The sequence below is a fragment of the Novosphingobium sp. 11B genome (assembly GCF_054589055.1).
Map to the genome: position 1 here is coordinate 51,294 of NZ_BAAILP010000230.1, position 23,783 is coordinate 75,076.

Consider the following 23,783-nt stretch of genomic DNA (forward strand, 5'->3'; position numbering starts at 1 on the left):
GGTGCGCGCGCACTCATCCCGGAGGTTTGGAAAGTTCGCGGCGCAGCAGGTTGGCGAATTCCATGACGATCGGACGCAGCGGAATATCGGGGCGGTAGAGCAGCCCGGTCGCGCGCGGGACGGGCATGCCGTCTACTCGCAGCGCCTGCGCCCGGGCGCCGCTCATGTAGTCGTCGGGCATGATGCCGAGGCAGCCTTCGTCCTCGATCATTGCGCGCATCATCCTTGGGGAATCGGTGCGGAAAACCTGATCGGGAAAGCCCATGCCGCCATTGGCGAAGAAGCGATTCATGTCGAGATCCGCGTGGAGGCAGTTTAAATAAACCCAGCGCTCGCGCGTCAATTGTTCAAAAGTAATGACATCATCTATGGCGCATAGATGGTGCAGTTGTGCTGCATATAGATGGGTTGTTGTAGTAAAAAGTCGCTCATAGGCGATGCCTGCCTGCATGCGGTCCGTCGGGACCATGCTGGCGATCAGTTCGACCCTGCCCTCCAGCACCATCGGCACCAGATCCTCGATCATCCCGATCTTCAGATTGATCGACAGGTGGGGATAGCGCCGCGCGAACTCCGAGAGGATTTTCGGCAGTGCGAGGTCGGCCAGATGTGTGCCGATTCCGACGTTCAGCGCACCCCCCAGACCCTTCGCCAGCCGAGCGATGTCGGCCCTGGCATTGTCCGCTGTGGCGGTCAGCAGGTTGGCGTATTCGTAGAGCACGGAACCTGCCGAAGTCGGCTCAATTCCGTTGTTTCTGCGCACCAGAAGCGGCGTTCCGACGCTCGCTTCGAGGGCGTTCATGCTGCGCGTCAGGGCAGGCTGGGTGAGGTGCACCGCCTTGGCCGCGGCCGAGAACGAACGCTCCTCGATGATGGCGATCAGGTGGCGCAGCTGGCGAAGGTCCATCGTGCTCTCCGGGCGGCGGGACTCCGGGGTCCGGCCTCTGCAGTTTCATAACTGATGGTTATGGGCGGACAACCCAAATTCAATTGAATATCCGATTTTATCCTGAAAAATTCCGTTCCGAAGTCGTGCGATGAATCGAAGTTCATTGAGACGCAAATTCCGAAAACAGGGAGAATACCAAGATGCGTTCGAAATCGAAATGCTATGACTTTGGTGCATGCTGCACCGCGCTCATGCTCGTCATGGCTACCGCGCCTGCCGCGCAGGCCCAGGAAACCCCGGTTGCGCCGTCCGCTCCGCAGGCCGAAGCGGGCACCGACGGCGGGGTGATCATGGTCACCGCCCGTCGCCGCGAGGAGTCGCTGCTGGAGACCCCGGTGACGCTGTCGGTCATGACGGCGGCCAACCTCGCCAAGCTCAACGTCAACAACGTACTGGACCTGCAGGCATTCACGCCGGGCCTCTATGCGCAGCAGACCAGTTCGGGCCGCGTCGACCGCAGCTACAGCCAGATCGTCATCCGCGGCATCGCCGATCCGCTGAACCCGACCGTCTCGGTGTTTCTCGACGGCACGCCGGTAAACTTCGACGTCATCAACAACCTCGGCAACGAAGTGTCGCGTGTCGAAGTGCTCAAAGGTCCGCAGAGCGCCGCCTTCGGCCGCCAGTCCTTCGCGGGCGCGATCAACGTGGTGACGCGCGATCCCGGCGATGCGTTCCGGTGGAACTTCGACGGCACTGCGGGCAGCTATTCGCTCTATGACATCAAGGCGAGCGTCGAGTTGCCGATCGTCAAGGACGCCATCGGCCTGCGCATCGGCGGGCGCCGCTACGGCTTCGACGGGCAGTACACCAACCCCTACGACGGCAGCCGCCTCGGTGCGCAGCAGACCGAGACGATCAACGGCACGCTGGTGATCAAGCCGTTCGACGGCCTGCGCCTCAAGGCTTTCGGCATGTATCTGGAGGACCATGACGGCGCGGGCGCGGCGGGCTTCTCCAGCCGTCTGCCGGTCAACACCTTCAACTGCAACGCGGGCGCCGCGCCGACCAACGTGAACAACTTCTACTGCGGCAATATCCCGCAGTTCCCAACCAGCCAGATGGGCCAGAACCCGGCGACGCCCGCGTTCATCGACCAGGTCGTCAACAACTCGCTGGGACGCCTGAACCCGACCTACAAGGCGATCAACGACCACGCGGGTCTGGAGCGCCGCGAGATCGTGACGAACCTTGCGGTGGACTTCACGATCCCCGGCACCGACATCGTGCTCTCGTCGCTGACCGGCTACAACAAGACCCGTTTCCAGAGCAATCAGGACCTCGACGGGCGCGATACCAGCGGCATTCCCAACACCACGGTATCGACGATCCCCGGTTTCGTGGGCGATCCCTTCATCAACTACCCGACCATGGCGATGTACAAGGAAAGCGCCGTCAGCCAGGAATTCCGGGTCACTTCCGGCGCGAACCAGCCGCTGCGCTGGATGGTGGGCGCCAACTACTTCAAGGTCAGCAACCGCAGCTATACGGTCGCGCTCTATCCCAATACGATCCAGGTGTTCGGCGACGGCTCGCTCAATACGCTCGTCGACAAGAGCGTGTTCGGCAGCGTGTCCTACGACTTCTCGCCGCGCTTCACGCTGAACGCCGAAGGGCGCTACATCGAGGAGGAGCTGAAAGTCTACTTCCGCGATCCGCAGACCCTGCGCACCAGCGGCAAGTACAAGCGCTTCGTGCCCCGCGTGTCCGCGCAGTACAAGTTCACGCCGGACCTCATGGGATACGCGACCTATTCGCGCGGGATGAACAAGGGCGGCTTCAACCTCTCGGTCCTGCCGCTGACGGCGGCGCAGCGCGCTTATCTTGAGGAACGCGCCTCGGTCACCAACATCTACAAGCCGGCCGTCATCGACAACTACGAACTGGGCCTGAAGGGCACCGTGGCGGATGTGTTCTCCTTCAGCGCGGCGGTCTTCTACGCCAAATGGAAGGACCAGGCGATCACCAACAGCATCCAGGTCCCCAACGCCACTCCGGGCGCCAGCGACATCGGCGTCGGCGTGACCCAGAACACCGGCAAGAGCACGGTGAAGGGCGCCGAGATCGAGGGTAACCTCAAGGTGACCCATGCGCTGTCGCTCAACTTCAACGCCGGGTACAACAAGGTCGAGCTGGACACTTCGATCCCCTGCGCCTCGTGCGTGGCGATCACCGGCAACTCGACGGTGGCGGCGGGCGCGCAGAACCCTGCGGCTCCGGTGTTCACCAGCAACGTCGGCGCGGAATACGGCGTCGACATCGGCGACGGCTACCGCTGGTTCCTGCGCGGCGACTATGCACACCGCAGCCGCATCTACACGACGTACGAGAACATCTCGTGGATCGGCGATGCCAACAAGGTGAACGTGCGCACCGGTATTAGCAGCGAGCATCTCGACGTGCAGTTCTTCGTCAACAACGTGTTCAACGACAAGAGCTACACCGGCGTCCAGACGACGACGAGCCTGCTCGGCGGCAATGCGGTGGTGCTGTCGATGCCGGTCAAGCGCAACGGCGGCATCCGCGTGCGCTTCGGGTTCTGATCCTTCGAACATGGCATGATCGGAAGGCGTCCGGGAGCGAGCTATCGCTTCCGGACGTCGCTTTTTCAGCGAAAATCCGCAGATCATACGCAAATACTATGCGGCCGCGGATTTGTTCGTCTCGAATTCCAACGCCGCGCCATCCTAATGGCTCTGCTGCATTCGACTCGTCCCGCAGCCTTTGCGAGGCGAGCTTGCAGGAGCATTACCCATGCAGGACATCCTTTGGATCGGCCTGACCCTCGCGTTGCTGGCGGCCAGTCTCGGCTACGTCGGCCTGTGCAACAAGGCGTGAGGGGCGCGACCGACATGACCATCGATCTGTGGCTGGCGGGTTTCACCGCACTCGGCCTTCTCGTCTATCTCGTTGCCGTGCTCGCACGGCCCGAGCGGTTCTGAGGGGGCGCCGTCATGACCTTCCAGGGATGGCTGTATATCGCAGCTTTCGTCGGCGTTCTGCTGGCGCTCACGAAGCCGATGGGGCTGTGGCTCCACGCGTTGTACGAGGGCCGCCGCACGCCGCTTCATCGTGTGCTCGGACCCGTGGAGCGCGGGTTCTACAAGCTGTCAGGCATTAACCCGGACGAGGACCAGCCGTGGCATCGCTACGCGGTGCACATGCTGGTGTTCAACGCCGTGCTGCTGCTCCTGACTTATGCAGTGCTGCGCCTGCAAGGCGTGCTGTCGCTCAATGGCCTCGGCTATGCGGGCATTGGCGCGGACGGGGCGTTCAACACCGCCGTCAGCTTCACCACCAACACCAACTGGCAGTGGTACGTGGGCGAGGCGGTGATGAGCAACCTGTCGCAGATGTTCGCGCTGACGATCCATAACTTCCTTTCGGCGGCCACCGGCATCGCGCTGGCCTTCGCGCTGTTCCGTGGGTTCGCGCGCCGCAGCGCTACCGGAATCGGCAATTACTGGGCCGATATGACGCGCGTGACGCTCTACCTGCTGCTGCCCGCCTGCGTGGTCTACACGCTGTACCTGATTGCGGCGGGCGTGCCGCAGACGCTGGCGGCATCGGTCGACGTCTCGACGCTGGAAGGCGTGAAGCAGACCCTCGCGCTCGGCCCCGTCGCCTCGCAGGAGGCGATCAAGATGCTGGGCACCAATGGTGGCGGCTTCTTCAACGCCAATTCCGCTCACCCCTTCGAGAACCCGGACGCGCTGACCAACTTCGTCCAGATGCTGTCGATCTTCGTGATCGGCACCGGCATGACCTGGTGCTTCGGCAAGGCGGTGGGCAATACCCGCCAGGGCTGGGCGATCCTGGCGGCGATGATGACGATCTTCCTGATCGGCACCGCCGTGGTCTACTGGCAGGAAGCGGCGGGCAATCCGGTGCTCCATCACCTCGGCGTGGGCGGGGGGAACATGGAGGGCAAGGAAGTCCGCTTCGGCGTGGTCGCCTCGGCGCTGTTCTCGGTCGTCACCACGGCGGCGAGCTGCGGCGCGGTCAATGCCATGCATGACAGCTTTACGGCGCTGGGCGGCATGATCCCGCTGTTCAACATGCAGCTCGGCGAAGTCGTCGTCGGCGGGGTCGGCGCAGGCATCTACGGCTTCCTGCTGTTCGCCATCCTTGCCGTCTTCGTCGCGGGTCTGATGGTGGGCCGAACGCCCGAGTACGTCGGCAAGAAGATCGAGAGCCGCGAGGTCAAGCTGGCGGTGCTGGCGATCGCGGTGCTGCCGCTGGTGATCCTGGGCATGACCGCCGTGGCCTCGGTGCTGCCTGCGGGCCTTGCCGGGCCGCTCAACAAGGGGCCGCACGGGTTCTCCGAGATCCTCTACGCCTTCACCAGCGCCGTAGGCAACAACGGCTCGGCCTTCGCGGGGCTGAGTGCGGGCACGCCGTTCTACAACGGCATGCTAGGCGTCGCCATGTGGCTCGGCCGGTTCTTCGTCATCGTGCCGATGCTGGCGATCGCGGGCAGCCTCGCCGCCAAAAGGTACACGCCGGAGACGGCGGGCAGTTTCCCCACCACCGGGCTGCTGTGGACGGGCCTGCTGATCGGCATCGTCCTGATCGTGGGCGGCCTGACCTTTCTTCCCAGCCTCGCCCTTGGCCCTGTCGCCGATCATCTCGCGATGATCCGTGGCCAGCTTTTCTGAGGACCCGACGATGTCCCGATCGCAAACCAAATCCCTCTTCACCGCAGACCTGATCGTTCCGGCGATCGGCGATGCCTTCCGCAAGCTCAATCCGAAGGAGCTGATCCGCAACCCGGTGATGTTCACCACCGCCGTCGTCGCGGTGCTGCTGACGGTGCTGCTCATCGTCGGCCGCGACGGCCTCGACGCCGGGTTCAAGATCCAGCTGGTGCTGTGGCTCTGGTTGACGGTGCTGTTCGGCACGTTCGCCGAGGCGCTGGCAGAAGGGCGCGGCAAGGCGCAGGCCGCCAGCTTGCGCGCCACCAAGGCGGAACTCACTGCCAAGCGGCTGAAGGGTGACGGTAGCCGCTACGACTCCGTCCCCGCCAGCCTGCTGAAAAAGGACGACGTCGTCCTCGTCCAGACCGGCGATCTCATCCCCTCGGACGGCGAAGTCGTCGCCGGTGTCGCCTCGGTCAACGAGGCCGCGATCACCGGCGAGAGCGCGCCCGTGATCCGCGAGGCGGGCGGCGACCGCTCGGCTGTGACGGCGGGCACCCGCGTCATCTCCGACGAGATCCGCGTGCGCGTCACCGTCAATCCGGGACAGGGCTTCCTCGACCGCATGATCACGCTGGTCGAAGGCGCCGAGCGCCAGAAGACCCCCAACGAGATCGCCCTGACCCTGCTGCTGGTGGGCCTGACCATCATCTTCCTGATCGCCGTCGCCACCATCCCCGGCTTTGCCAGCTATGCGGGCGGCGCGGTGCCGGTGGCGATCCTTGCGGCGCTGCTCATCACGCTGATCCCGACGACGATCGCGGCGCTGCTTTCGGCCATCGGCATCGCGGGCATGGACCGGCTGGTGCGCTTCAACGTGCTGGCGAAGTCCGGCCGCGCGGTGGAGGCGGCGGGCGACATCGACGTGCTGTTGCTCGACAAGACCGGCACCATCACCGTCGGCGACCGTCAGGCCAGCGAATTCCGCACGGTGGGCGGCGTGAGCATGAGCGAACTTGCCGAAGCCGCGCTGGTCGCCAGCCTTGCCGACGAGACGCCCGAGGGCCGCTCGATCGTCGTGCTGGCGCGCGAGAAGTTCGGCCAGACCGCGACAGCGCTTCCCGAGGGGGCCGAGGTCATCCCCTTCACCGCGCAGACCCGCATCTCCGGCGTGAACACCGGCGGGCGCGTGATCCAGAAGGGCGCGGTGCAGGCGATCCTTGCCGCCAATCCCGGCGCGGGCGCGACGGCCGCTGCCACCGAACTTCGCCGCATCGCCGACGAGATCGGCCGCGCGGGCGGCACGCCGCTGGCGGTCGCCGTCGACGGCAGGTTGCTGGGCGCGATCTTCCTCAAGGATATCGTCAAGGCGGGCATTCGCGAGCGCTTCGGCGAACTGCGCGCGATGGGCATCCGCACTGTCATGATCACCGGCGACAACCCGCTGACGGCGGCCTCGATCGCGGCGGAATCGGGGGTGGACGACTTCCTCGCCGAAGCCACGCCGGAGGACAAGCTGGCGCTGATCCGCAAGGAACAGCAGGGCGGCCGCCTCGTCGCGATGTGCGGCGACGGCACCAACGACGCCCCCGCGCTGGCGCAGGCGGACGTCGGCGTCGCCATGAACACCGGCACCCAGGCCGCGCGCGAGGCGGGCAACATGGTCGATCTCGACAGCGATCCGACCAAGCTGATCGAGGTCGTCGGCCTCGGCAAGCAACTGCTGATGACGCGCGGCGCGCTGACGACGTTCTCGGTGGCGAATGACGTGGCCAAGTACTTCGCGATCATCCCGGCAATGTTCGTGGCGCTCTACCCCGGCCTCGGCGTGCTCAACGTGATGGGGCTGTCGAGCCCGCAGAGCGCGATCCTTTCGGCGATCATCTTCAACGCGCTCATCATCCCCTGCCTCGTGCCGCTGGCGCTGCGCGGCGTCACGTACAAGCCGATGAGCGCGGGACCGCTGCTGGCGCGCAACCTTGCGGTCTACGGCCTTGGCGGGCTGATCGCGCCGTTCGTCGGCATCAAGCTCATCGATCTTGCGGTCGGCGGGCTGGGACTGGCGTGAGGATGACGGCGAACTGAACCTTCTCTTTCCCGTCATTCCCGCGAAGGCGGGAACTCATCTCCTGAAGTAGCCGATCGCACGGCCATCAGATGGGACCCCGCCTTCGCGGGGATGACGGGAAAAAAGGGTAAACCTCTCAACACCGCTCAGGCTGAGCTTGTCGAAGCCCCCGAGGCGAAGCGCAGGCTCACAGGAGACAGACAAATGACCAACGATATTTCAAGCTCGCTGCGCCCCGCGCTCGTGATGACCGGGCTGTTCGCCATTCTGCTCGGCCTTGCCTATCCGCTGGCGATGACCGGGATCGGGCAAGCGCTGTTCCCGCGTCAGGCGAATGGCAGCCTCGTCACCGAAAGCGGCAGGGTGATCGGCTCCACCGTGGTCGGGCAGGCCTTCACTTCGGAGCGCTACTTCAACACCCGGCCCTCGGCGGCGGGCGCTTCCGATCAGGGGGGCTACGACGGCCTTGCCTCCTCCGGGTCCAACCTCGGCCCCGCCTCACGGGCGCTGCACGACCGGGTGCAGGCCGATCTTCAACGCATGCAGGCTGCGACACCAGGGCGTCCCGTTCCGTCCGACCTGGTGACCACCTCCGCCTCGGGGCTCGACCCCGATATCAGCCCCGAGGCGGCCTTGTATCAGGTGGACCGCGTGGCCCGCGCGCGTGGGCTCGAATCCGAAGCGCTGCGCCGCCTCGTCGCGGGCAGCATCGAGGAGCCGGTGCTCGGCTTCATCGGCGAACGCCGCGTCAACGTGTTCGAACTCAATCGACGACTGGATGCATTGCGCGCTAAGCCGGTCCGGTGAACGAGCCTGAACGCCCATCGCCCGAAGCCCTCCTGCGCGCCGCCGCGCGGGAGGGTCGCGGCCGTCTCAAGATCTTCCTCGGCGCCGCGCCCGGCGTCGGCAAGACCTGGGAGATGTTGACCGAAGGCCACCAGCGCCGCGCGGCGGGGGTGGACGTGGTCGTCGGTGTCGTGGAAACGCACGGGCGGCGAGAGACCGGGGCGCTGGTGGAGGGGCACGAGGTGATCCCCCGCCGCACGGTGGACCACGTCGGTCACTCGCTGGGCGAGATGGACATCGACGCCATCCTCGCCCGCGCGCCTGCCCTGGTGCTGGTCGATGAACTCGCGCATACCAACGTACCCGGCAGCCGCCATCCCAAGCGCTATCAGGACGTCGAGGAATTGCTCGACGCCGGGATCGACGTCTGTTCCACGCTCAACATCCAGCACGTCGAGAGCCTGAACGATGTGGTCGCCTCCTTCACCCGCGTTCGCGTGCGCGAGACGGTGCCCGATTCGATACTCGAACAGGCCGAGATCGAAGTCGTCGACATTCCGCCCGACGAACTGATCGAGCGGCTCAGGGACGGCAAGGTCTACGTGCCGCACGAGGCGACGCGCGCGCTGGGGCACTTCTTCTCCAAGTCCAACCTCACCGCGCTGCGCGAACTGGCGCTGCGCCGTGCGGCGCAGGCGGTGGACGCGCAGATGCTGGAGCACGTGCGCGCCCATGCGCTGGCGGGCAGCTTCGCGGTGGGCGAACGCATCGTCGTCGCCGTCAGCGAGCACCCCCATGCCGCCGGACTGGTGCGGGCGGGCAAGCGCATGGCCGACGCCCTGCGCGCGCCTTGGACCGCCGTGCACATCGAAACGCGGCGCGACCAGCACTTCTCCGATCGCGAGCGCCGACAGCTGGCCGATACCCTCGCGCTGGCCTCGCGCCTCGGCGCCTCCACCGCCAGCATTCCGGCGGCGGGCGTGGTCGAGGGGCTGGGCGGCTTTGCGAAGGATGCGCGCGCGACGCAGATCGTCATCGGCAAGTCGCACCGCTCATGGTGGTTCGAGGCGCGGCACGGCTCGGTGGTGGACCGGCTGGTGCGCACGATCGGCGACGTCGCCGTGCACGTCCTGCCTTCGGGCGAGCCGGTTGCCAGTGGCCGCAAGCCCGAAAGGAGGCGAGGTCAACGATGGGGGCAATGGGGCCATCCGGCGCATTACCTGGGGGCGCTGCTGATGGTCGCGGCAATGACCGTGCTCGGCCGTCTGCTGGTCGAGGTGATCGACCTTGGCAACATCGCGCTGCTCTACCTGATCCCGGTGATGTTCGCGGCGGCCTCGTTCTCGCTGCGGGCGGGGCTGTTCGCGGGGCTGGCCTCCAGCCTCGCCTACAACTTCTTCTTCCTGCCGCCGACCGGCACGCTGACCGTCGCCAATCCCGAGAACGTGATCTCGATCCTGGTGCTGCTGGGCGTGGCGGTGGTCACCAGCCAGTTCGCCGCGCGGGTCCGCGCGCAGGCCGACCTCGCGGGCGCCAGCGCACGCCAGAACGCCGCGCTTGCCAGCTTCTCGCGCCAGTTGACGGCGGCGGCCACGCAGGACGAGCTGATGCAGGCGATCTGCGCCGAAGTCGCCCGTCTGCTCGACGTGCGCGCGGTGCTGCTGCTGCCCTCGCTGGCAGGCCCGGACCTTGCCGCCGCCTATCCGCCCGAGGACCGGATGGATCAGATCGAACTGGCCGCCGCACAATGGGCGATCGATAATGAGCAGCCCGCCGGGCGCGGCTCGGCGACGCTGACCGCCTCCGACTGGCTATTTCACCCGCTGCGTGCGTCCGCCGCATCCGGCCGGGGCGTGATGGCGGTCCTCGGCATCGCGCGCGCGGATGCCGGCGACCCGGTGCGATCGGACGAAGTGCCGCTGCTGATGAGCCTGCTCGATCAGGCCTCGATCGCCTTTGACCGCATGGCGCTGGAGGAGGAGAACCTCAAGGCGCAAGCCGTGGGCGAGCGCGACCGGCTACGCGCGGCGTTGCTCTCGTCGGTCAGCCATGACTTGCGCACGCCGCTCACCACGATCCTGACGGCGGCGCGGGAGTTCAGGACGCACCCGTCGCCCGACCTCGTCGAGACCATCGATGCCGAGGCGCAGCGCCTCAACCGCTTCGTCGCCAACCTGCTCGACATGGCCCGCGTCGAGGCGGGCGCGCTGCCGATGAAGCCCGAAGCGACCGACCTGTTCGACGCGGTTGCCAGTGCCGTCCACGATACCCGCAATGCGCTGCAAGGGAGGCAGATCGACCTCGACATTGCGCCGGACATACCATTGGTGCGGCTTGATCCGGTGCTGCTGCACCACTGCCTCATCAACCTGCTCGACAACGCCGGGCGCTATGGCGAACCCGGGACGCCGATCCTGGTGCGCTGCCGTCGTTCGCCGGGCGCCTTGCGGTTGTCGGTGATCGATCGGGGGCCGGGCATTCCGCCGGGTCAGGAAAAGCGCGTGTTCGAGACGTTCACCCGGCTCGAAGGCTCCGACCGGGTGCGCCATGGCACCGGGCTCGGCCTCGCCATCGTCAAGGGTTTCGCCGAGGCCATGGGCCTGTCGGTCGAGGCCGCCAACGCCGAGGACCCCTTCGGCGCCTGCTTCACCATCCGTATTCCCGAGGCGCTGATCATCCGGCACCTCGACAATGAGGACATGCCATGAAGACCCGCCACAAGGTGCTCATCGTCGATGACGAGCCGCATATCCGGCGCCTGATCCAGACGGCGCTCGGAAGGGCCGACTATGCGACGGTCGAGGCAGGCAACGCGCGCGAGACGATGGAGCGGCTGCGCGAGGAGCGCCCAGATCTCGTGCTGCTGGACCTTGGCCTGCCCGATCGTGACGGGCTGGAACTGGTGCCGCTGATCAAGAAGGAGACCGATGCGACGCTGATCATCGTCTCGGCGCGCGATGCCACGGACGAAAAGGTGGCGGCGCTGGATCTGGGGGCAGACGATTACCTGACCAAGCCGTTCGACACTGACGAACTGCTGGCGCGCCTGCGCGTGGCGCTGCGGCACCGGATGGCGCGGGGCGGCGGCGTGTCGGCCGTGACTGCGGGTGACGTGTCGATCGACCTGATGGAGCGGCGCATCACCAAGGCGGGCAGGGAAGTGCACCTCACGCCCAAGGAATATGCCGTGGTCGCGCAACTGGCGCAGCATCCGGGGCGGGTCATCACGCACCACCAGATCATGATGCAGGTCTGGCCGTCCGAGAACGAGCGCCACGTCGAATACCTGCGCGTGCTGGTGCGCAGCCTGCGGCAGAAGCTGGAGGACGATCCGCAGCGCCCGCAAATCATCGGCAACGAGATCGGCGTGGGCTATCGCCTGCACGTGTCGCCGGAGTGACGGGCGCGCGGGCTCTCAGATCTCCACTTGCGAGCCGAGTTCGACGACACGGTTCGTCGGCAGGTTGAAGAACTCCATCGGCGTCGCCGCATTGCGGATCATCCACGCGAAGAGCTTCTCGCGCCAGAGCGCCATGCCGGGCTTCTCGGAGGCGATCAGGGTCTGGCGGCTGAGGAAGTAGCTCGTGTCCATCGACCCGAACGGCGCGCCGCAGGTGGTGACGGCCTTGAGCGAGGCGGGAATGTCCACGTCCTCGAGGAAGCCGTGGCGCAGGCGCATGCGGTAGAAGTTTGCGCCGTGATCGGCGATGGTGATGCGGCCTTCCTCCGGCATCGACGGCACCGCTTCGGTCGTCACCGTGAGGATGACGATGCGCTCGTGCAACACCTTGTTGTGCTTGACGTTGTGGAGCAGCGCGGGCGGCACACCATCGCTGGTTGAGGAGAGGAAGGCGGCCGTGCCCGCGACGCGGCGCACCGATCCGGCGGTGGACTTGATGAACAGGTCGAGGTCGATGGCCCCTTCCGCAAGATAGCGGCGCATGACCTTGCGGCCCGTGGACCACGTGGTGAGCATTACGAAGACGATCGCGGCGACCAGCAGGGGGAACCAGCCGCCGTCGGGGATCTTCGTCGCGTTCGACAGGAAGTAGGCGCCATCGATGATCAGGAACAGTCCGGTGACAGTCCCCGCCACCACCGGCGGCCAGCGCCAGACGCTGAAGGTGAGGACACCCAGCATGCAGGCGGTGATCACCATCGTCCCCGTCACCGCGATGCCGTAAGCCGCCGCCAGACTGCTCGAGGAGCGGAACGATAGCACCAGCAGGACGACAAAGACCAGCAGCGCCCAGTTGACGATCGGCACGTAGACTTGCCCCTCCGCCGAAGCGCTGGTGTGGAGGATGCGCAGCCTCGGCAAGAAGCCGAGCTGCACCGCCTGGCGGGTGATCGAGAACGCGCCCGAAATCACCGCCTGGCTGGCGATGACGGTGGCCAGCGTCGCGAGGATCACCAGCGGCAGTCGTGCCCATTCCGGGGCGAGCAGGAAGAAGGGATTGCTCGCCGCCTCGGGATGGTCGAGCAGCAGAGCGCCCTGTCCCATGTAGTTGAGCATGAGGCAGGGCAGCGCGGCGTAGAGCCAGGCGATGCTGATGGCCTTGCGGCCGAAATGCCCCATGTCGGCATAGAGCGCCTCCGCGCCGGTCACCGCCAGCACCACCGACCCCAGCGCGAGGAACGCCAGCCTGGGATCGAGCGCGAAGAAGTGCCAGGCCCAGTACGGGTTGACGATGCCGATGATCTGAGGATGGACGATGATGTTGGTCACGCCCAGCACCGCGAGAACAACGAAGTACACCGCCATGACCGGCCCGAAGAATGCGCCGACCCGCTCGGTGCCGTGCTTCTGGATCAGGAACAGGCCGAGCAGGATGACGATCGCGATCGGCAGCACCAGTTCGCCCAGCGACGTCTCCACGACGGTAAGTCCCTCGACCGCCGACAGCACGGAGATGGCGGGGGTGATGATCGCATCGCCATAGAACAGCGCGGTCGCGATCACGCCCAGCATCGCGATCACCGGCGTCCAGCGCGTTTCGCCCAGGCTCCGCCCGATCAGCGCGAGGAGGGCCATCGAGCCGCCTTCGCCCTCGTTGTCGGCGCGCATGACGATGAAGACATACTTGAACGTCACGATCAGCGTCATCGTCCAGAAGATCAGCGAGAGCACGCCGAAGATGTGAGCGTGGTCCACCGCCAGTGGATGGTGCCCGACGAAGCTCTCCTTGAGGGCGTAAAGCGGGGACGTGCCGATGTCCCCGAACACCACGCCCAGCGCACCGAGCGCGAGCGTCGGTAGCCGCCCGTGAGGCCCGCTGCCGTGGCCCGAAATCGCACCGGTCTGGTCGCTGCTCAAGTCATGCCCTCTTGGTTGCTTTGCCCGATGCCCATGCCATGGAACCGCATTTGATCTCCATATCGGCAAGATGGCGAACACATATGATCGGCATATGATTTGCATTTTTCCGGCGCGAGTTCCGGCGTGATCTTATGCAATCTCAATGCGGAGCCACAGGTTCCCCTCTCGAATTGCTATGCGAAGGTGCGTAGCTGAAGCGCCTCCTCAAGGGAGGTGATGTATGATCCGTTGGCATGAAACTCTGGCGGCGCAGATCGGCTTGCGCATCGGCGGCCTCGCTGTCCTGACGCTCGCGGCGATGACGGTGCGCGTGCTGTACACGCGGGTGCACGCCCATCCGCCCGCACCGGCCGGCCTTGCCGATCTTGGCCTGTGCGCGATCGTCGTCGTGCTCATGGTCGTGGGCGATGCCCTGCTGTTCGCGGGGCCGGCCTTGTGGAAGCAGGTGATGGTCCCCGGGCGCTGGTCGGCTACGGCCTAGCGGAGATCGAACTCGATCGGCACGGTCAGTTCCACGGTATCCGGACGTCCCGCATGAATGGCGGGCAGGGCCGGATAGCGGCGGAAGCGCCCCAGGTGAGCGAGCACCGATGCTTCCCAGTCCGGCCGGGTATCGCTGGACAGCCGGAGCGCTGCCGGAGCGGCGATGGCCTTCGGTGCCGTCGTCTGGGGCATCGGCGGGCCGGGATCGACGATCTCCACCGGCTCGGAGGCGAGGGGCTCGTTGGCCGGTGCGGTGACGAGCACGACCATCGGCTGGGGCGGAATTTCCCGGTCCGGCTGCGGCCTGGCCTCCTGCCTCTCGACGCGGGTTGGCCCCGGAGCGACGTCGCGTTCCGGTTCTGGCGGGGGCGCCAGCGACTGCAATTCGACGGTCAGCGGGGAGAGTTCGGCATGACCACGCGCTGCGGCGTCTGCCATGTGAACAGCGCGGCCAGCAGGGCCAATACCGCAATGCCGGTCGTCCCGGAAAGCCCCGCCAGACGCGCGGGCCAACTGGTGGGCTGATCGCAATAGCGCTGGCTCGAGGTCGTCGAAGCCGCCATGGGAAAGGCGCGCGTGATCTCAGCCGAGGCAGTCGTTGCGGGCGTGCATGATCGCGCTGTTTATGATGATCGGGTCCGCGACCGAGGCCGAGTTCGGGAAGCCGCCGGCACTGTACGTGTCGCTGACGGTGTCGTTCGCCCAGGCGGTGGCGCGGACATCGATCCAGCGGCTGCCGGGCTGCCACTTGTACTCGGCGTTATAGGCTTTCGCATGGACCTTGCTGAGCGGACACTGGACGTTGCCGAAGTAGTTGCCGCGTTTCCGGAAAGCGTCGGCTCCCATCAGGTCCACGTCGCCGAGATGGGCGGCGGCTGCGAGACGGATCGCGCGGTCTCCGGCGAAGAAGCTCTCGTTGTCGTCGGAGGTACACAGATTCACGCGCAATGAAGGGTCGCAATAGGGGAACGTGGGTGAGCCACCGGTCGAGCACAGGAAGTCCGGCACGTCATTGTAATTCTGGCCGGTCAGCAGGGTGGGCAGGCCGCGCGGACTGGCAGAACAGTTTTTGCGAACCAATCTCGAAAAGGAGGTTGCGAAAGTTTCCCCCTTGCGCGACGTTCGATTGTCGCCGGAGCCCTCAGGACATCGCGAACAGAGCTTGCGCCGCCAGGGCGTCGGCCGGCTTGCCGAAATAGTATCCCTGAATCTTCCGGCAGCCGAGCTTGCGTACCATATCGACTTCCCGGCGGGTCTCGACCCCTTCCGCCGTCGTGCTCATGCCCAGACTTTCCGCCATCGTCACTACCGCCTGCAGGATGGCCAGGCATTCCCGGTTGCCGCCCGCCGCGCCATTGACGAACGACCGGTCCAGCTTGATGGTGGAAAAGCGCATCCTGCGCAGGTATCCCAGCGACGAATAGCCAGTGCCGAAGTCGTCCAGCGCCACTGTGCATCCCACCGCCATGACGTGCTCCAGAGCGGTGCAGGCGCGCGTCGCATCGCTCAGGAAGATGCTTTCGGTCACCTCGATCTCCAGGCGCTCGGGAGCAAGGCCGCTCGTCGTCAGGGCGCCAATGACACTGGACACGAAGTTCGGGTCCAGCAACTGCTCTCCCGATACGTTGACGGCGATGCGCACGTCTCCGGGCCAGCTTGCGGCTGCCTTGCAGGCTTCGTGCATGATCCATTCGCCGATCGGCACGATGAGGCGCGTTTCTTCCGCGATCGGGATGAATTTTTCCGGGCTGACGGGACCGTACTCGGTGCTCCGCCAGCGCAGCAGCGCCTCGAAGCTGACGACCGCTTCCGATTGCGCATCGACCACGGGCTGGAAGGCGAGGTGCAGTTCGTCCCGCTTCATGGCGCTTCGCAATGCGATCTCCAGCTTGCGGCGCTCCTCGGCCTGCGCGTGGAAGCTGCGCTCGTAGCGGCAGTGCGAATTGCTGCGGGTTTCCTTGGCACGATATAGCGCCAGATCGGCGTTGCGCATGATCGTCTCGGCGGTGGAGCCGTCATGCGGGCCGACCGCCCAGCCGATCGATGCGCCCACGAATACCGTATGCTGGCCGATCTCGTAAGGCTGGATCAGGCGGTCCGTGATGCGCCGGACCAGCAGCCTTACCCGATCGAGGTCGGATGCCTCGGGAATGACCACCGCGAAGGCGCCGCCGCTGAAGCGACCGCACATGTCGCTGTCGGCGATCTGCTCCCTGAGACGTTCGGCGACGCGCGCCAGCAAGGTGTCGCCGACGTCGTGGCCGAGCGTGTCGTTCACCGCCTTGAAGCGATCGAGATCGATCATCAGGAACGCGCAGGCATTACGCCGCCGCAGCCCGCTGCGATCGAGCGCCGCAGCCAGTACTTCAGTGAGTTTTGCCCTATTCGGCAACCCGGTCAGCGCATCGTAATGCGCCAGCCGGGTCATCATTTCGAGAGTTACGCGGCTTTCGGTAATGTCGCAGCCGGTGCCGCGATAGCCGGTGAATATGCCTTCCTGGTAGTGCGGCTCGCCTGAAAGTTTCCACCAGCGCGGGCGGTCGCCCACTCTGACCTGCATGGCAAGGCCAGAGAAATCCTCACGGCGTTTCATGCGCTCGGCGAGTTCGGTCCCATCGGAAGGCGCATCTCCGGCACGTGCTCCGGCGATCAGTCTGCGCAGCGAAATGCCTTTCAGATCGGATGGATCGCGCCCGGTCGCCAGTGCGAACCCGCGTGATACCTCGGTCAGACGCCGGGTCGCATCGGTTTGCCAGTGCCAGTGTGCATCGTCGTGTCCGAACTCGCATTGGAACGGCAGGGTAGCCGCATCATCGCTGGACGGTTGCGCGCCGGGTGCCGAGGCGGGCCGTATCGAGCGCCGCCGCTCTACGATCACGGTGGAGGTTGTCGCCATGAACAGAAGCGCGATGGCCGCCATGCCCGGATTGGTCGCATAGAGGAACCAGGCTGCGCTGGAGATGCCGACGATGCCGGAGAAAAAGAAAGTGGTTATCGGCGCCGAGGTCGCGCGAAGTGCCGAGGCTGCCATCATCACCGCGAGCACCGCCCACAGTTGCGTCGCCGCTTCCGTACCGATCTGCGATCCGAAAGCCCACAAGGGAAAGACCCATGCCAATGCCGAAAGCACGGCGCCGAGGTAGAACGACGGCAAGCTCGAAGATAGCTCGTGCCGCGAGCGTTCCAGCCGGACGGCGTAAAACTGGGCGAGTGCGACTGCGGCAAGCCATGCGACGATCACCGCAGGCGCGGCTTCCCCCGCCAGCAGAATAGCGACGGCCATTGCCGCGAAAGCGTGCATGATCGCGTCCCTTATGATCGGCGCAGAACCGGTCGGGGCTCCGGTAACGGGGGCCGACGCGGTCGCGGTGATCGTCAGTGGGGGATCCTCAGGCAGCATCTTGTTTGCTTCATGCCTTTCTCGTGCTTTCCTTCTAAGCGATAGGATCGTAAAAGTTAGCGGCACGTAAATGCTTGTTAGCGCGATGAATTGATGCGCATCGAAGATGGCGTTCCGAAGAGAATTCGGCAGTACTATTGATGGGGTTTCTGTCTTCCTAGCCCGATCCACCGGGCATCCCGTGCGGTATCGCAACCGATCCGACGCTACCCCTCTGCCCCTGTTCTGCCTGCGATTTTGTATTCCCTGGCCCCGTTTGCGTAACGATCGAGACGGTTTTCCAAGGGTCGCGCCTTTCTTGCTTGCGGGACGGACGGGATTCTGGCGAGCGGCGGCTTTTTGCCAATGTGGATTGCGTGCTCGATACCCTCGAAGCGGCTGCGATTGGGCGTGAACGGCTGGCATCGCTTCGTAACCTGCAGGCGGGCAACTTCCGCATCGCAAAGCGGCACAAGGCAGGCAGCCGAAGATCATGAGGGCAATTCCCGAACGCGCGCGGCACAGCGCGAAGTGCAGACCTGCAATCTCCGGAGCGATCCGGCGTGGTCTGCTTGCCGTGGGGGCGGCTTTGACGCTTGTTGCTCCGCATGCGCTGGCGCAGGGCTCGACCGTGCTCAACCAGTCACCGACCATCGATCGCGACAGGCTCGACCGTCAGGATCCGGCGATCCCGCGCGCCGCGCCGCCGACGGAACTTCCATCCGCCCCCGTGAGCGTGGATACTGCAGCCTCTACCGTCGCGTTGAAGGAGGTACGCTATCTTGGTTCCACGCTCGATCGCAAGGTGCTGGACGCGGCGACCGGTCCCTTCATTGGCGGCCCGCTGGACCGGGACACACTGCAGAAACTGGCGAACGCGGTCAGCGGGGCCTATGCCAAGAGCGACATCGCATTCTATGCAGTGAGCATCCCGGCGCAATCGGCGTCCGGCGGTGTGCTGACGGTGCGGGTGCTCGAAGGACGGATCGTGCACTATGCTCTGGCGGGCGAGACCAGCAGCACGCCGAAGCGGCTCATCGACGCGCATATAAAGCGCCTGATGCGTGAGACACCGACGCACAAGTCCACGATCGAGCGGACACTGTCCCTCCTGCGGGACATTCCGGGGCAGACCGTACAGGCCAAGTTGCGCGGCACGGCGACACCCGGCGAACTTGCGCTGGACCTGGACGTGAGCCGCAAGCAGGTCGAGATCACCGTCAATCTCAACAACCGGGGCGTCTTCAACGTGACCACCGGGGCGCAGGCCCAGGTCGGGGTGGCATTCAATGGCCTGCTCCGCGAAGGCGACAGCACCCGTCTGTCAGGCTACGTTCCGTTGCAGCCACGGCGCTACCAGCTCTACTCGGCAAGTCACCAGACGCCGATCGGATCGAGCGGCACCACGATAGGCGTGAGCGGTGCCTACGTGCGCACCCGGACCCGCGATCTCGACATATTGGGAGAAGCCAAGCAGGTCGGCATCGTCGTCAGTCATCCGCTGGTCCGCAGCTATCAGCGCAACCTTACGCTGACCGCCTCGCTGGACGGGACCAACAGCGACAACTATTATCTCGACACCGCCTTTGGCGGTTTTCGTACGCGCGCCGCCCGTCTGGGCGCAAGCTGGTCGGCGATCGGGAAGACGAGCGGCTACGGCATCTCGCTATCGCTTAGCCATGGCTTGAGCGGACTGGGCGCGCAGGCGATCGAGGGATATTCGCGCACGGCGTTTCGAAAGGCGAACGTTCAGGCCACCTTCGTAACGGAACTCGATTCCAGACTTGCCGCGAAAGTTAACTTGCGAGGCCAGTACAGTCCCGATCGCCTGCCCACGACCGAGCGCTTCGTTTTGGGCGGCGAGGGGGCGGGCCTTGCCTACCGTGACGGGTTCCTGACTGCGGACAAGGCTGTGGCCGGAGGCGCGGAGCTATCCTGGCGTGCGCTTGGCGGCAAGTCGAGCGAGAGAGCGCTAACATTATTCACGTACGTCGATGGCGCGCTCGCGCATTCGCGGGCGCGTCCGATTTATGGTTTGATCAGCCAGGACTACTCGCTGGCGTCCGCCGGAGGAGGCATCCGCATTACTCCGCTCAAGGGCTGGACGGCGACCGGACAAGTTGCCGTTCCGGTCAAGAAGCCCTTCGATGGAATGAGCAGCAAGGCACGGTTCTTCTTCAGCGTGTCGCGAACACTCTGACCACCCGTTTTGCGTACACGCAAAAATTGCGCACAGACAGAAATACAGGGGCTCATTCATGCAGAACGTGTGGGAAGCATGGTCCGGCGCGCTGTCGCCGGCCGAATGCGACAAGATCCTTGCGCGCGCCAGGAAATATCCGGAAGCGGATGCGACGATCGGTTTCTCCGATACCTTGCGCAGCGATCTTGGGTATCGCAGCTCGACGATCCGTTGGCTCGATGCGATTCAGGAGCGCGACATCGTGGCGCGCCTCATGACCCTGGTGCGTTCTTCGAACCGAACCAACTTCGGCGTGGATATAGATCTACCTTACGAAATCCAGTTCACCGAATACCGGGCCACCAACAACGGGCATTATGACTGGCATCAGGATGTCTGGCTGGAATCCACCCGTCCCTACGCACGCAAGCTATCGGTCGTGGTGCAGTTGTCGGCACCGAATGAGTACAAGGGCGGCGAATTCGAGTTCTTCGGTATCCAGAGCCCCGGCGAGACGTTTGCCGGAAGGGGCAGCGTCCTGATCTTCCCGTCCTTCCTGCAACATAGGGTGCTACCGGTAACCGAAGGGTTGCGCCGCAGCCTCGTAACCTGGGTCGAAGGCCCGAACTGGCGCTGACTCCGGGCGGTGCGCAGGAAGGGCGTGCAAGAAGGGCGTGCTCTCGCTCCATATTTCCTTCCATCGACCATTGGCCCTTCCTTCGATTGCCTGCTGCTACTGGCACCGATGTGATCCCTTTTGTTCGGGTAGCCCGCAAAAGCGCAAAACGGCATGCGGCGAGCGCTCGGGAAGGCTGGGGTCGCGAGCCCAACCGGCGGGCGAGGCGCGCAAATCCAGTGTCGATGTATGGAAAATGGATCGAGACAGGCTTTTGCGGGAAGGTCCCGTAGCGAGGGCAGTTCGACTGGCCAGGTGTACGCACCGACTTAAGATCATGGGCAAAGTTCAAGGCGATCAGAGCCTTGCAGCAACAGCGGAGGAAATGAACTTGCGCCACGTAATTCCCGGCTCGGCGACGCGCCTTGCAATCGGCCTCGCGGCATGCGCTGTCACTTTCGGCATTCAATCCGGATCGGCCTTCGCGCAGAACTACGAAGCCGATGCGACCACGCCCGGCCAGGCGGCAGTAGGCGGCGCGCTGGACGCGGTCGCTCCTTCCGCGGCGAGCGGCTACGCAAGCATTCTCGATGCCATCGACGCTTTGCCGAACGCGGCTGCGCGGGCCGAGGCGCTGGGGCAGCTTGGTGCGGCGGCCTATCGTTTGATGCCGCGACTCTCGATCCAGTCGATGGACGCCACCGATCGTGAAATCCGGGGCTATCTTGCCCAGCGCCGCGAACTGGCGCTCGATGCCTCGCCGGGCGTGCCAGCAAGCGGTGACCGCACCATCAACGTGATGGTCAGTTACGGGCTCAAGCAGGGCGACTATCACGCCAGGCCGGACCGGCCCCGCGCCAATTTCGATAGCCGTTCCATCCGGGCCGGCTTCGACATCTCGCCGGTGCCGGGCCTGATCCTGGGTACGTCGATCGGCATCGACGGCATCGACGCCAACCTCGACCGCAGCGAGCGGCCACGCAGCACGCTCTTCAATGCGAACATCACGCCTTACGCCAGCTATACCAGCGGTCGATATTACGTGGATGCGACCGCGGGCTATACCCGCAGCTGGTATCAGCTGCGTCGGCAGGTCGGCTTCACTGGTTTCAGCGACCAGCTTCAGTCCGGGCCGAACGGCGATAACGCCGCGGCCACGGTCGAGGGCGGTGGCATCGTCAAGCTCGGCGTCCTTCGGGCGCAACCTTTCGCCGGGCTTCACTACCGTTACGCGGACCTCGGCGGCTTCGTCGAAAGCGGCGGCGCGGCTTCGCTGGCGGTCGCCAAGTTCAAGACGGAATCGGTACGCACCAGTCTGGGCCTGAGGGCGTCGGCATCGCTGACCAGGGGCGCGTGGACCTTGCGGCCCAGCGTGGAAGCACAGTGGCAGCGCGAATTGCGCTCGCGGCCGGAAAGCCGGATCGAGGCGATCTTCCTTCAGGGTGGCACGCCGATCTTCACGCTGCCGTCCACCCGCTATGACCGCGATGGTGCGGTCGTCGGGGCGGGCATCAGCGCAGTGCACGGCGAGCGGACGGCGCTGCGCCTATCCTATTCGGGCGAGTTCGCAAACGACCGCCGGATCCACGGCTTCGCGGTCACGGCCAACCATCGCTTCTGAGGCGAAAGGTTTTCGCGGCGAAATGGAGCCGATCTGAACCTAGTTCGCCGGGCGGCGGAGCCATTCCTTTCGCTATGTAAGGCCCGGGTTCGGCCCGATCGGATCATAGCAGAGAAGGGGACGCACGGTGGGGAGCTTTGTTCGCGATATCTTGACGACGCTGTCGTACGAGCCGGAACCGGCGGAGGCCTTGCGCTTCGAGAGCGAGGAGCTTTCGCGCCTGGACCAGCGGCTGGCTGGCGTCGCGCAGGGAGGTGGCAGGGGACGGACGGCGATTTCGATCCGCCCGTCGGATTGTTCGGTGTGGGACGGTAATCCGCGCGACGTTCCGGGCCTTTCGGCTGAAAGTTGCCGTTCCTTGATAGAATCTATCGCGCAGGAGGATGGCAACCGCATTCCGGTGCTGGTCCGCCATAATGCGCCGGGGGCGGATTGTCCTTATGAGCTTCTGGTCGGCAGTCGGCGGCGTTTTTGTGTCGAATGGCTGAACAACAACGGGCGGCCTGAAATCCGCCTCAACGCGATGATCGTCGATCTTACCGACGAGGAAGCGTTTCGCCTTGCCGACATCGAGAACCGCGAACGTGAGGACATCACCGAACTCGACCGTGCGCGCAGCTACCAGAGCGCCGTCGATCGCTTCTATGGCGGCGTACAATCCCGCATGGCAGAGGCGCTGAACCTGTCTAACAGCCAGCTCAGCCGGCTGTTGTCCCTGGCACAGATGCCGGACGAGGTCGTCGACGCCTTTGCCACGCGTGAGGAACTGCGCGTCCGCCATTCCGAAGTGCTGACGCCGCTGCTTCGCCGCGCCGAGCAGCGGGAGCGCGTGCTGGTTGCGGCTCGGGCGATCGGTCAGGAACAGCAGCGTTTCGCCACGGCGGGCGAGAAGATGATTTCCGCCGCGACCGTCCTGTCCCGCCTGAAGCATGCGGCGGGCGAAGGGGCTTCCTCACACGGCAGCGAAACGGTGCTGATGGTGGGAGATGCGCGGGTAGGGCGCGTCCGCTCCGTCAAGGACGGCTTGTCGGTGGAGCTGACCCTGTCGCTCGACGCGGACCTCGATCAGGCGCTGGCGATCGTCCGCGAAGCCGTTCTGGACAGCCGGGCGCGACTCGCCCGGGAGATCGACGCGGCCGCGGATTGAATCGCAGCGGCCCGGCGTCTGAAAACCAGCAGGCACGGATATAAATAGCCTTCATTCCGGCTGCATCTTCCAGCCCGCGCGCAAACTGGGGTTTGCACGCGGGCTGTCGTTTTTTGCGGGTTCTTGCCGGAGTTGAAGCGCAGGATTTCGTCCGATGAGCGCCTTGCGCAAGGTTTTGCGCGGCGCCCGGCGCGGTTTGCGAAGCGCCCCGAACGCGCCGTGCGGCGATGTTTCCTTCCTCGCACCGGGGCGGCTTCTTCTGGACGCGATGTCTTTCCCGACAGTGTCTTAGCCTTTGCGGACTGGGCATTTCATGGAGGACAACAAGATGCCGCGAAACAAGCCGCGCAAATCCACAAGGCACATGTTGCTTTGTGCGAGCGCAATTCCCCTTCTCCTGCTTGGCGCCTGCGCCGACGGCGTAGGCTTCCGCGTGGGTGCCGGCGGCGGTGGCACCCCGTCAGGCCCGAGCGGCCCAAGCGGCCCCTCCGGTCCGAGTGACCCGTCAGGCCCCGGCGGTCCGACTGGCCCCGGCGGTCCGACTGGCCCTGGCGGTCCGACTGGCCCTGGCGGTCCGACTGGCCCTGGCGGTCCG

At 65.3% G+C, this 23,783-nt stretch carries 18 protein-coding genes; 12 read left to right on the forward strand and 6 right to left on the reverse strand.

The features are described 5' to 3' along the window. Window positions 1-13 precede the first annotated feature (13 nt). Window positions 14-907, reverse strand: a complete 894-nt coding sequence (locus ACYPYD_RS20550; RefSeq protein WP_459665200.1) for a LysR family transcriptional regulator — start codon at window positions 905-907, stop codon at window positions 14-16. 233 nt (window positions 908-1,140) lie between these two features. Between ACYPYD_RS20550 and ACYPYD_RS20555 the strand changes: the two genes are divergently transcribed. The 7 genes from ACYPYD_RS20555 to ACYPYD_RS20585 all read left to right on the forward strand — a co-directional run bounded on the left by ACYPYD_RS20555 (window position 1,141) and on the right by ACYPYD_RS20585 (window position 11,840). After that, entirely contained in the window at window positions 1,141-3,492 is a 2,352-nt protein-coding gene (locus tag ACYPYD_RS20555) for a TonB-dependent receptor (RefSeq protein WP_459665202.1), read from the forward strand. 309 nt (window positions 3,493-3,801) lie between these two features. Then, window positions 3,802-3,891, forward strand: coding sequence for a potassium-transporting ATPase subunit F (locus tag ACYPYD_RS20560; RefSeq protein WP_008829858.1), 90 nt, complete (start codon window positions 3,802-3,804; stop codon window positions 3,889-3,891). Between the two features lie 12 nt (window positions 3,892-3,903). Beyond that, a complete protein-coding gene (gene kdpA / locus ACYPYD_RS20565; protein ID WP_459665204.1) occupies window positions 3,904-5,607 on the forward strand; it encodes a potassium-transporting ATPase subunit KdpA in 1,704 nt (567 codons plus the stop codon). Between the two features lie 10 nt (window positions 5,608-5,617). Next, complete coding sequence (kdpB, locus tag ACYPYD_RS20570) at window positions 5,618-7,654, forward strand: potassium-transporting ATPase subunit KdpB (protein ID WP_459665205.1); 2,037 nt, start codon at window positions 5,618-5,620, stop codon at window positions 7,652-7,654. Between the two features lie 204 nt (window positions 7,655-7,858). Next, entirely contained in the window at window positions 7,859-8,461 is a 603-nt protein-coding gene (kdpC, locus tag ACYPYD_RS20575) for a potassium-transporting ATPase subunit KdpC (protein WP_459665207.1), read from the forward strand. Beyond that, window positions 8,458-11,148 carry a DUF4118 domain-containing protein gene (locus ACYPYD_RS20580; RefSeq protein WP_459665209.1) on the forward strand — a complete coding sequence of 897 codons (2,691 nt, stop codon included), beginning with the start codon at window positions 8,458-8,460 and terminating at the stop codon, window positions 11,146-11,148. Before kdpC ends, ACYPYD_RS20580 begins: the two co-directional genes overlap by 4 nt. Continuing rightward, complete coding sequence (locus ACYPYD_RS20585; protein ID WP_036527905.1) at window positions 11,145-11,840, forward strand: response regulator; 696 nt, start codon at window positions 11,145-11,147, stop codon at window positions 11,838-11,840. Before ACYPYD_RS20580 ends, ACYPYD_RS20585 begins: the two co-directional genes overlap by 4 nt. Window positions 11,841-11,855: 15 nt before the next feature. On the opposite strand, the gene ACYPYD_RS20590 is transcribed toward ACYPYD_RS20585, so the two are convergent. Further along, the gene (locus tag ACYPYD_RS20590; protein ID WP_459665211.1) at window positions 11,856-13,757 is read right to left on the reverse strand and encodes a potassium transporter Kup; all 1,902 of its coding nucleotides are present in this window, start codon (window positions 13,755-13,757) and stop codon (window positions 11,856-11,858) included. A gap of 223 nt (window positions 13,758-13,980) precedes the next feature. Here ACYPYD_RS20590 and ACYPYD_RS20595 point away from each other — a divergent pair, with 223 nt between their 5' ends. Next, the gene (locus ACYPYD_RS20595) at window positions 13,981-14,241 is read left to right on the forward strand and encodes a hypothetical protein (RefSeq protein WP_008830870.1); all 261 of its coding nucleotides are present in this window, start codon (window positions 13,981-13,983) and stop codon (window positions 14,239-14,241) included. On the opposite strand, the gene ACYPYD_RS20600 is transcribed toward ACYPYD_RS20595, so the two are convergent. From ACYPYD_RS20600 to ACYPYD_RS20615, 4 genes are all read right to left on the reverse strand, one after another. Continuing rightward, window positions 14,238-14,681 (reverse strand): hypothetical protein, encoded by a 444-nt coding sequence (locus ACYPYD_RS20600; protein ID WP_155986371.1) that lies wholly within the window; start codon window positions 14,679-14,681, stop codon window positions 14,238-14,240. The genes ACYPYD_RS20595 and ACYPYD_RS20600 overlap by 4 nt on opposite strands. Then, window positions 14,636-14,806 (reverse strand): hypothetical protein, encoded by a 171-nt coding sequence (locus tag ACYPYD_RS20605; protein ID WP_155986369.1) that lies wholly within the window; start codon window positions 14,804-14,806, stop codon window positions 14,636-14,638. The genes ACYPYD_RS20600 and ACYPYD_RS20605 overlap by 46 nt, the downstream gene beginning before the upstream one ends. A gap of 19 nt (window positions 14,807-14,825) precedes the next feature. Beyond that, window positions 14,826-15,323: a hypothetical protein gene (locus ACYPYD_RS20610; protein WP_197524488.1), complete on the reverse strand. Its 498-nt coding sequence runs from the start codon at window positions 15,321-15,323 to the stop codon at window positions 14,826-14,828. Between the two features lie 61 nt (window positions 15,324-15,384). After that, entirely contained in the window at window positions 15,385-18,117 is a 2,733-nt protein-coding gene (locus tag ACYPYD_RS20615; protein WP_459665214.1) for a putative bifunctional diguanylate cyclase/phosphodiesterase, read from the reverse strand. On the opposite strand from ACYPYD_RS20615, the gene ACYPYD_RS20620 reads away from it, so the two are divergent. The 4 genes from ACYPYD_RS20620 to ACYPYD_RS20635 all read left to right on the forward strand — a co-directional run bounded on the left by ACYPYD_RS20620 (window position 18,116) and on the right by ACYPYD_RS20635 (window position 23,188). Then, a complete protein-coding gene (locus tag ACYPYD_RS20620; protein WP_459665216.1) occupies window positions 18,116-19,822 on the forward strand; it encodes a ShlB/FhaC/HecB family hemolysin secretion/activation protein in 1,707 nt (568 codons plus the stop codon). The two genes, ACYPYD_RS20615 and ACYPYD_RS20620, sit on opposite strands and share 2 nt — an antisense overlap. Before the next feature lie 58 nt (window positions 19,823-19,880). Then, window positions 19,881-20,441 carry a 2OG-Fe(II) oxygenase gene (locus ACYPYD_RS20625; protein WP_036527898.1) on the forward strand — a complete coding sequence of 187 codons (561 nt, stop codon included), beginning with the start codon at window positions 19,881-19,883 and terminating at the stop codon, window positions 20,439-20,441. 316 nt (window positions 20,442-20,757) lie between these two features. Beyond that, on the forward strand, window positions 20,758-22,041 hold the full coding sequence (locus ACYPYD_RS20630; protein ID WP_459665218.1) for an autotransporter outer membrane beta-barrel domain-containing protein: 1,284 nt from the start codon (window positions 20,758-20,760) through the stop codon (window positions 22,039-22,041). Window positions 22,042-22,192: 151 nt separating this feature from the next. Further along, complete coding sequence (locus ACYPYD_RS20635; RefSeq protein WP_236727408.1) at window positions 22,193-23,188, forward strand: ParB/RepB/Spo0J family partition protein; 996 nt, start codon at window positions 22,193-22,195, stop codon at window positions 23,186-23,188. Window positions 23,189-23,783 lie beyond the last annotated feature (595 nt).

Coding starts and splice junctions, on each gene's coding strand:
- ACYPYD_RS20550 (WP_459665200.1), bottom strand. CDS start 907: ATGGACCTTCGCCAGCTGCGCCACCTGATCGCCATCATCGAGGAGCGT.
- ACYPYD_RS20555 (WP_459665202.1), top strand. CDS start 1,141: ATGCTCGTCATGGCTACCGCGCCTGCCGCGCAGGCCCAGGAAACCCCG.
- ACYPYD_RS20560 (WP_008829858.1), top strand. CDS start 3,802: ATGACCATCGATCTGTGGCTGGCGGGTTTCACCGCACTCGGCCTTCTC.
- kdpA (WP_459665204.1), top strand. CDS start 3,904: ATGACCTTCCAGGGATGGCTGTATATCGCAGCTTTCGTCGGCGTTCTG.
- kdpB (WP_459665205.1), top strand. CDS start 5,618: ATGTCCCGATCGCAAACCAAATCCCTCTTCACCGCAGACCTGATCGTT.
- kdpC (WP_459665207.1), top strand. CDS start 7,859: ATGACCAACGATATTTCAAGCTCGCTGCGCCCCGCGCTCGTGATGACC.
- ACYPYD_RS20585 (WP_036527905.1), top strand. CDS start 11,145: ATGAAGACCCGCCACAAGGTGCTCATCGTCGATGACGAGCCGCATATC.
- ACYPYD_RS20595 (WP_008830870.1), top strand. CDS start 13,981: ATGATCCGTTGGCATGAAACTCTGGCGGCGCAGATCGGCTTGCGCATC.
- ACYPYD_RS20600 (WP_155986371.1), bottom strand. CDS start 14,681: ATGGCAGACGCCGCAGCGCGTGGTCATGCCGAACTCTCCCCGCTGACC.
- ACYPYD_RS20605 (WP_155986369.1), bottom strand. CDS start 14,806: ATGGCGGCTTCGACGACCTCGAGCCAGCGCTATTGCGATCAGCCCACC.
- ACYPYD_RS20620 (WP_459665216.1), top strand. CDS start 18,116: ATGAGGGCAATTCCCGAACGCGCGCGGCACAGCGCGAAGTGCAGACCT.
- ACYPYD_RS20615 (WP_459665214.1), bottom strand. CDS start 18,117: ATGATCTTCGGCTGCCTGCCTTGTGCCGCTTTGCGATGCGGAAGTTGC.
- ACYPYD_RS20625 (WP_036527898.1), top strand. CDS start 19,881: ATGCAGAACGTGTGGGAAGCATGGTCCGGCGCGCTGTCGCCGGCCGAA.
- ACYPYD_RS20630 (WP_459665218.1), top strand. CDS start 20,758: ATGGGCAAAGTTCAAGGCGATCAGAGCCTTGCAGCAACAGCGGAGGAA.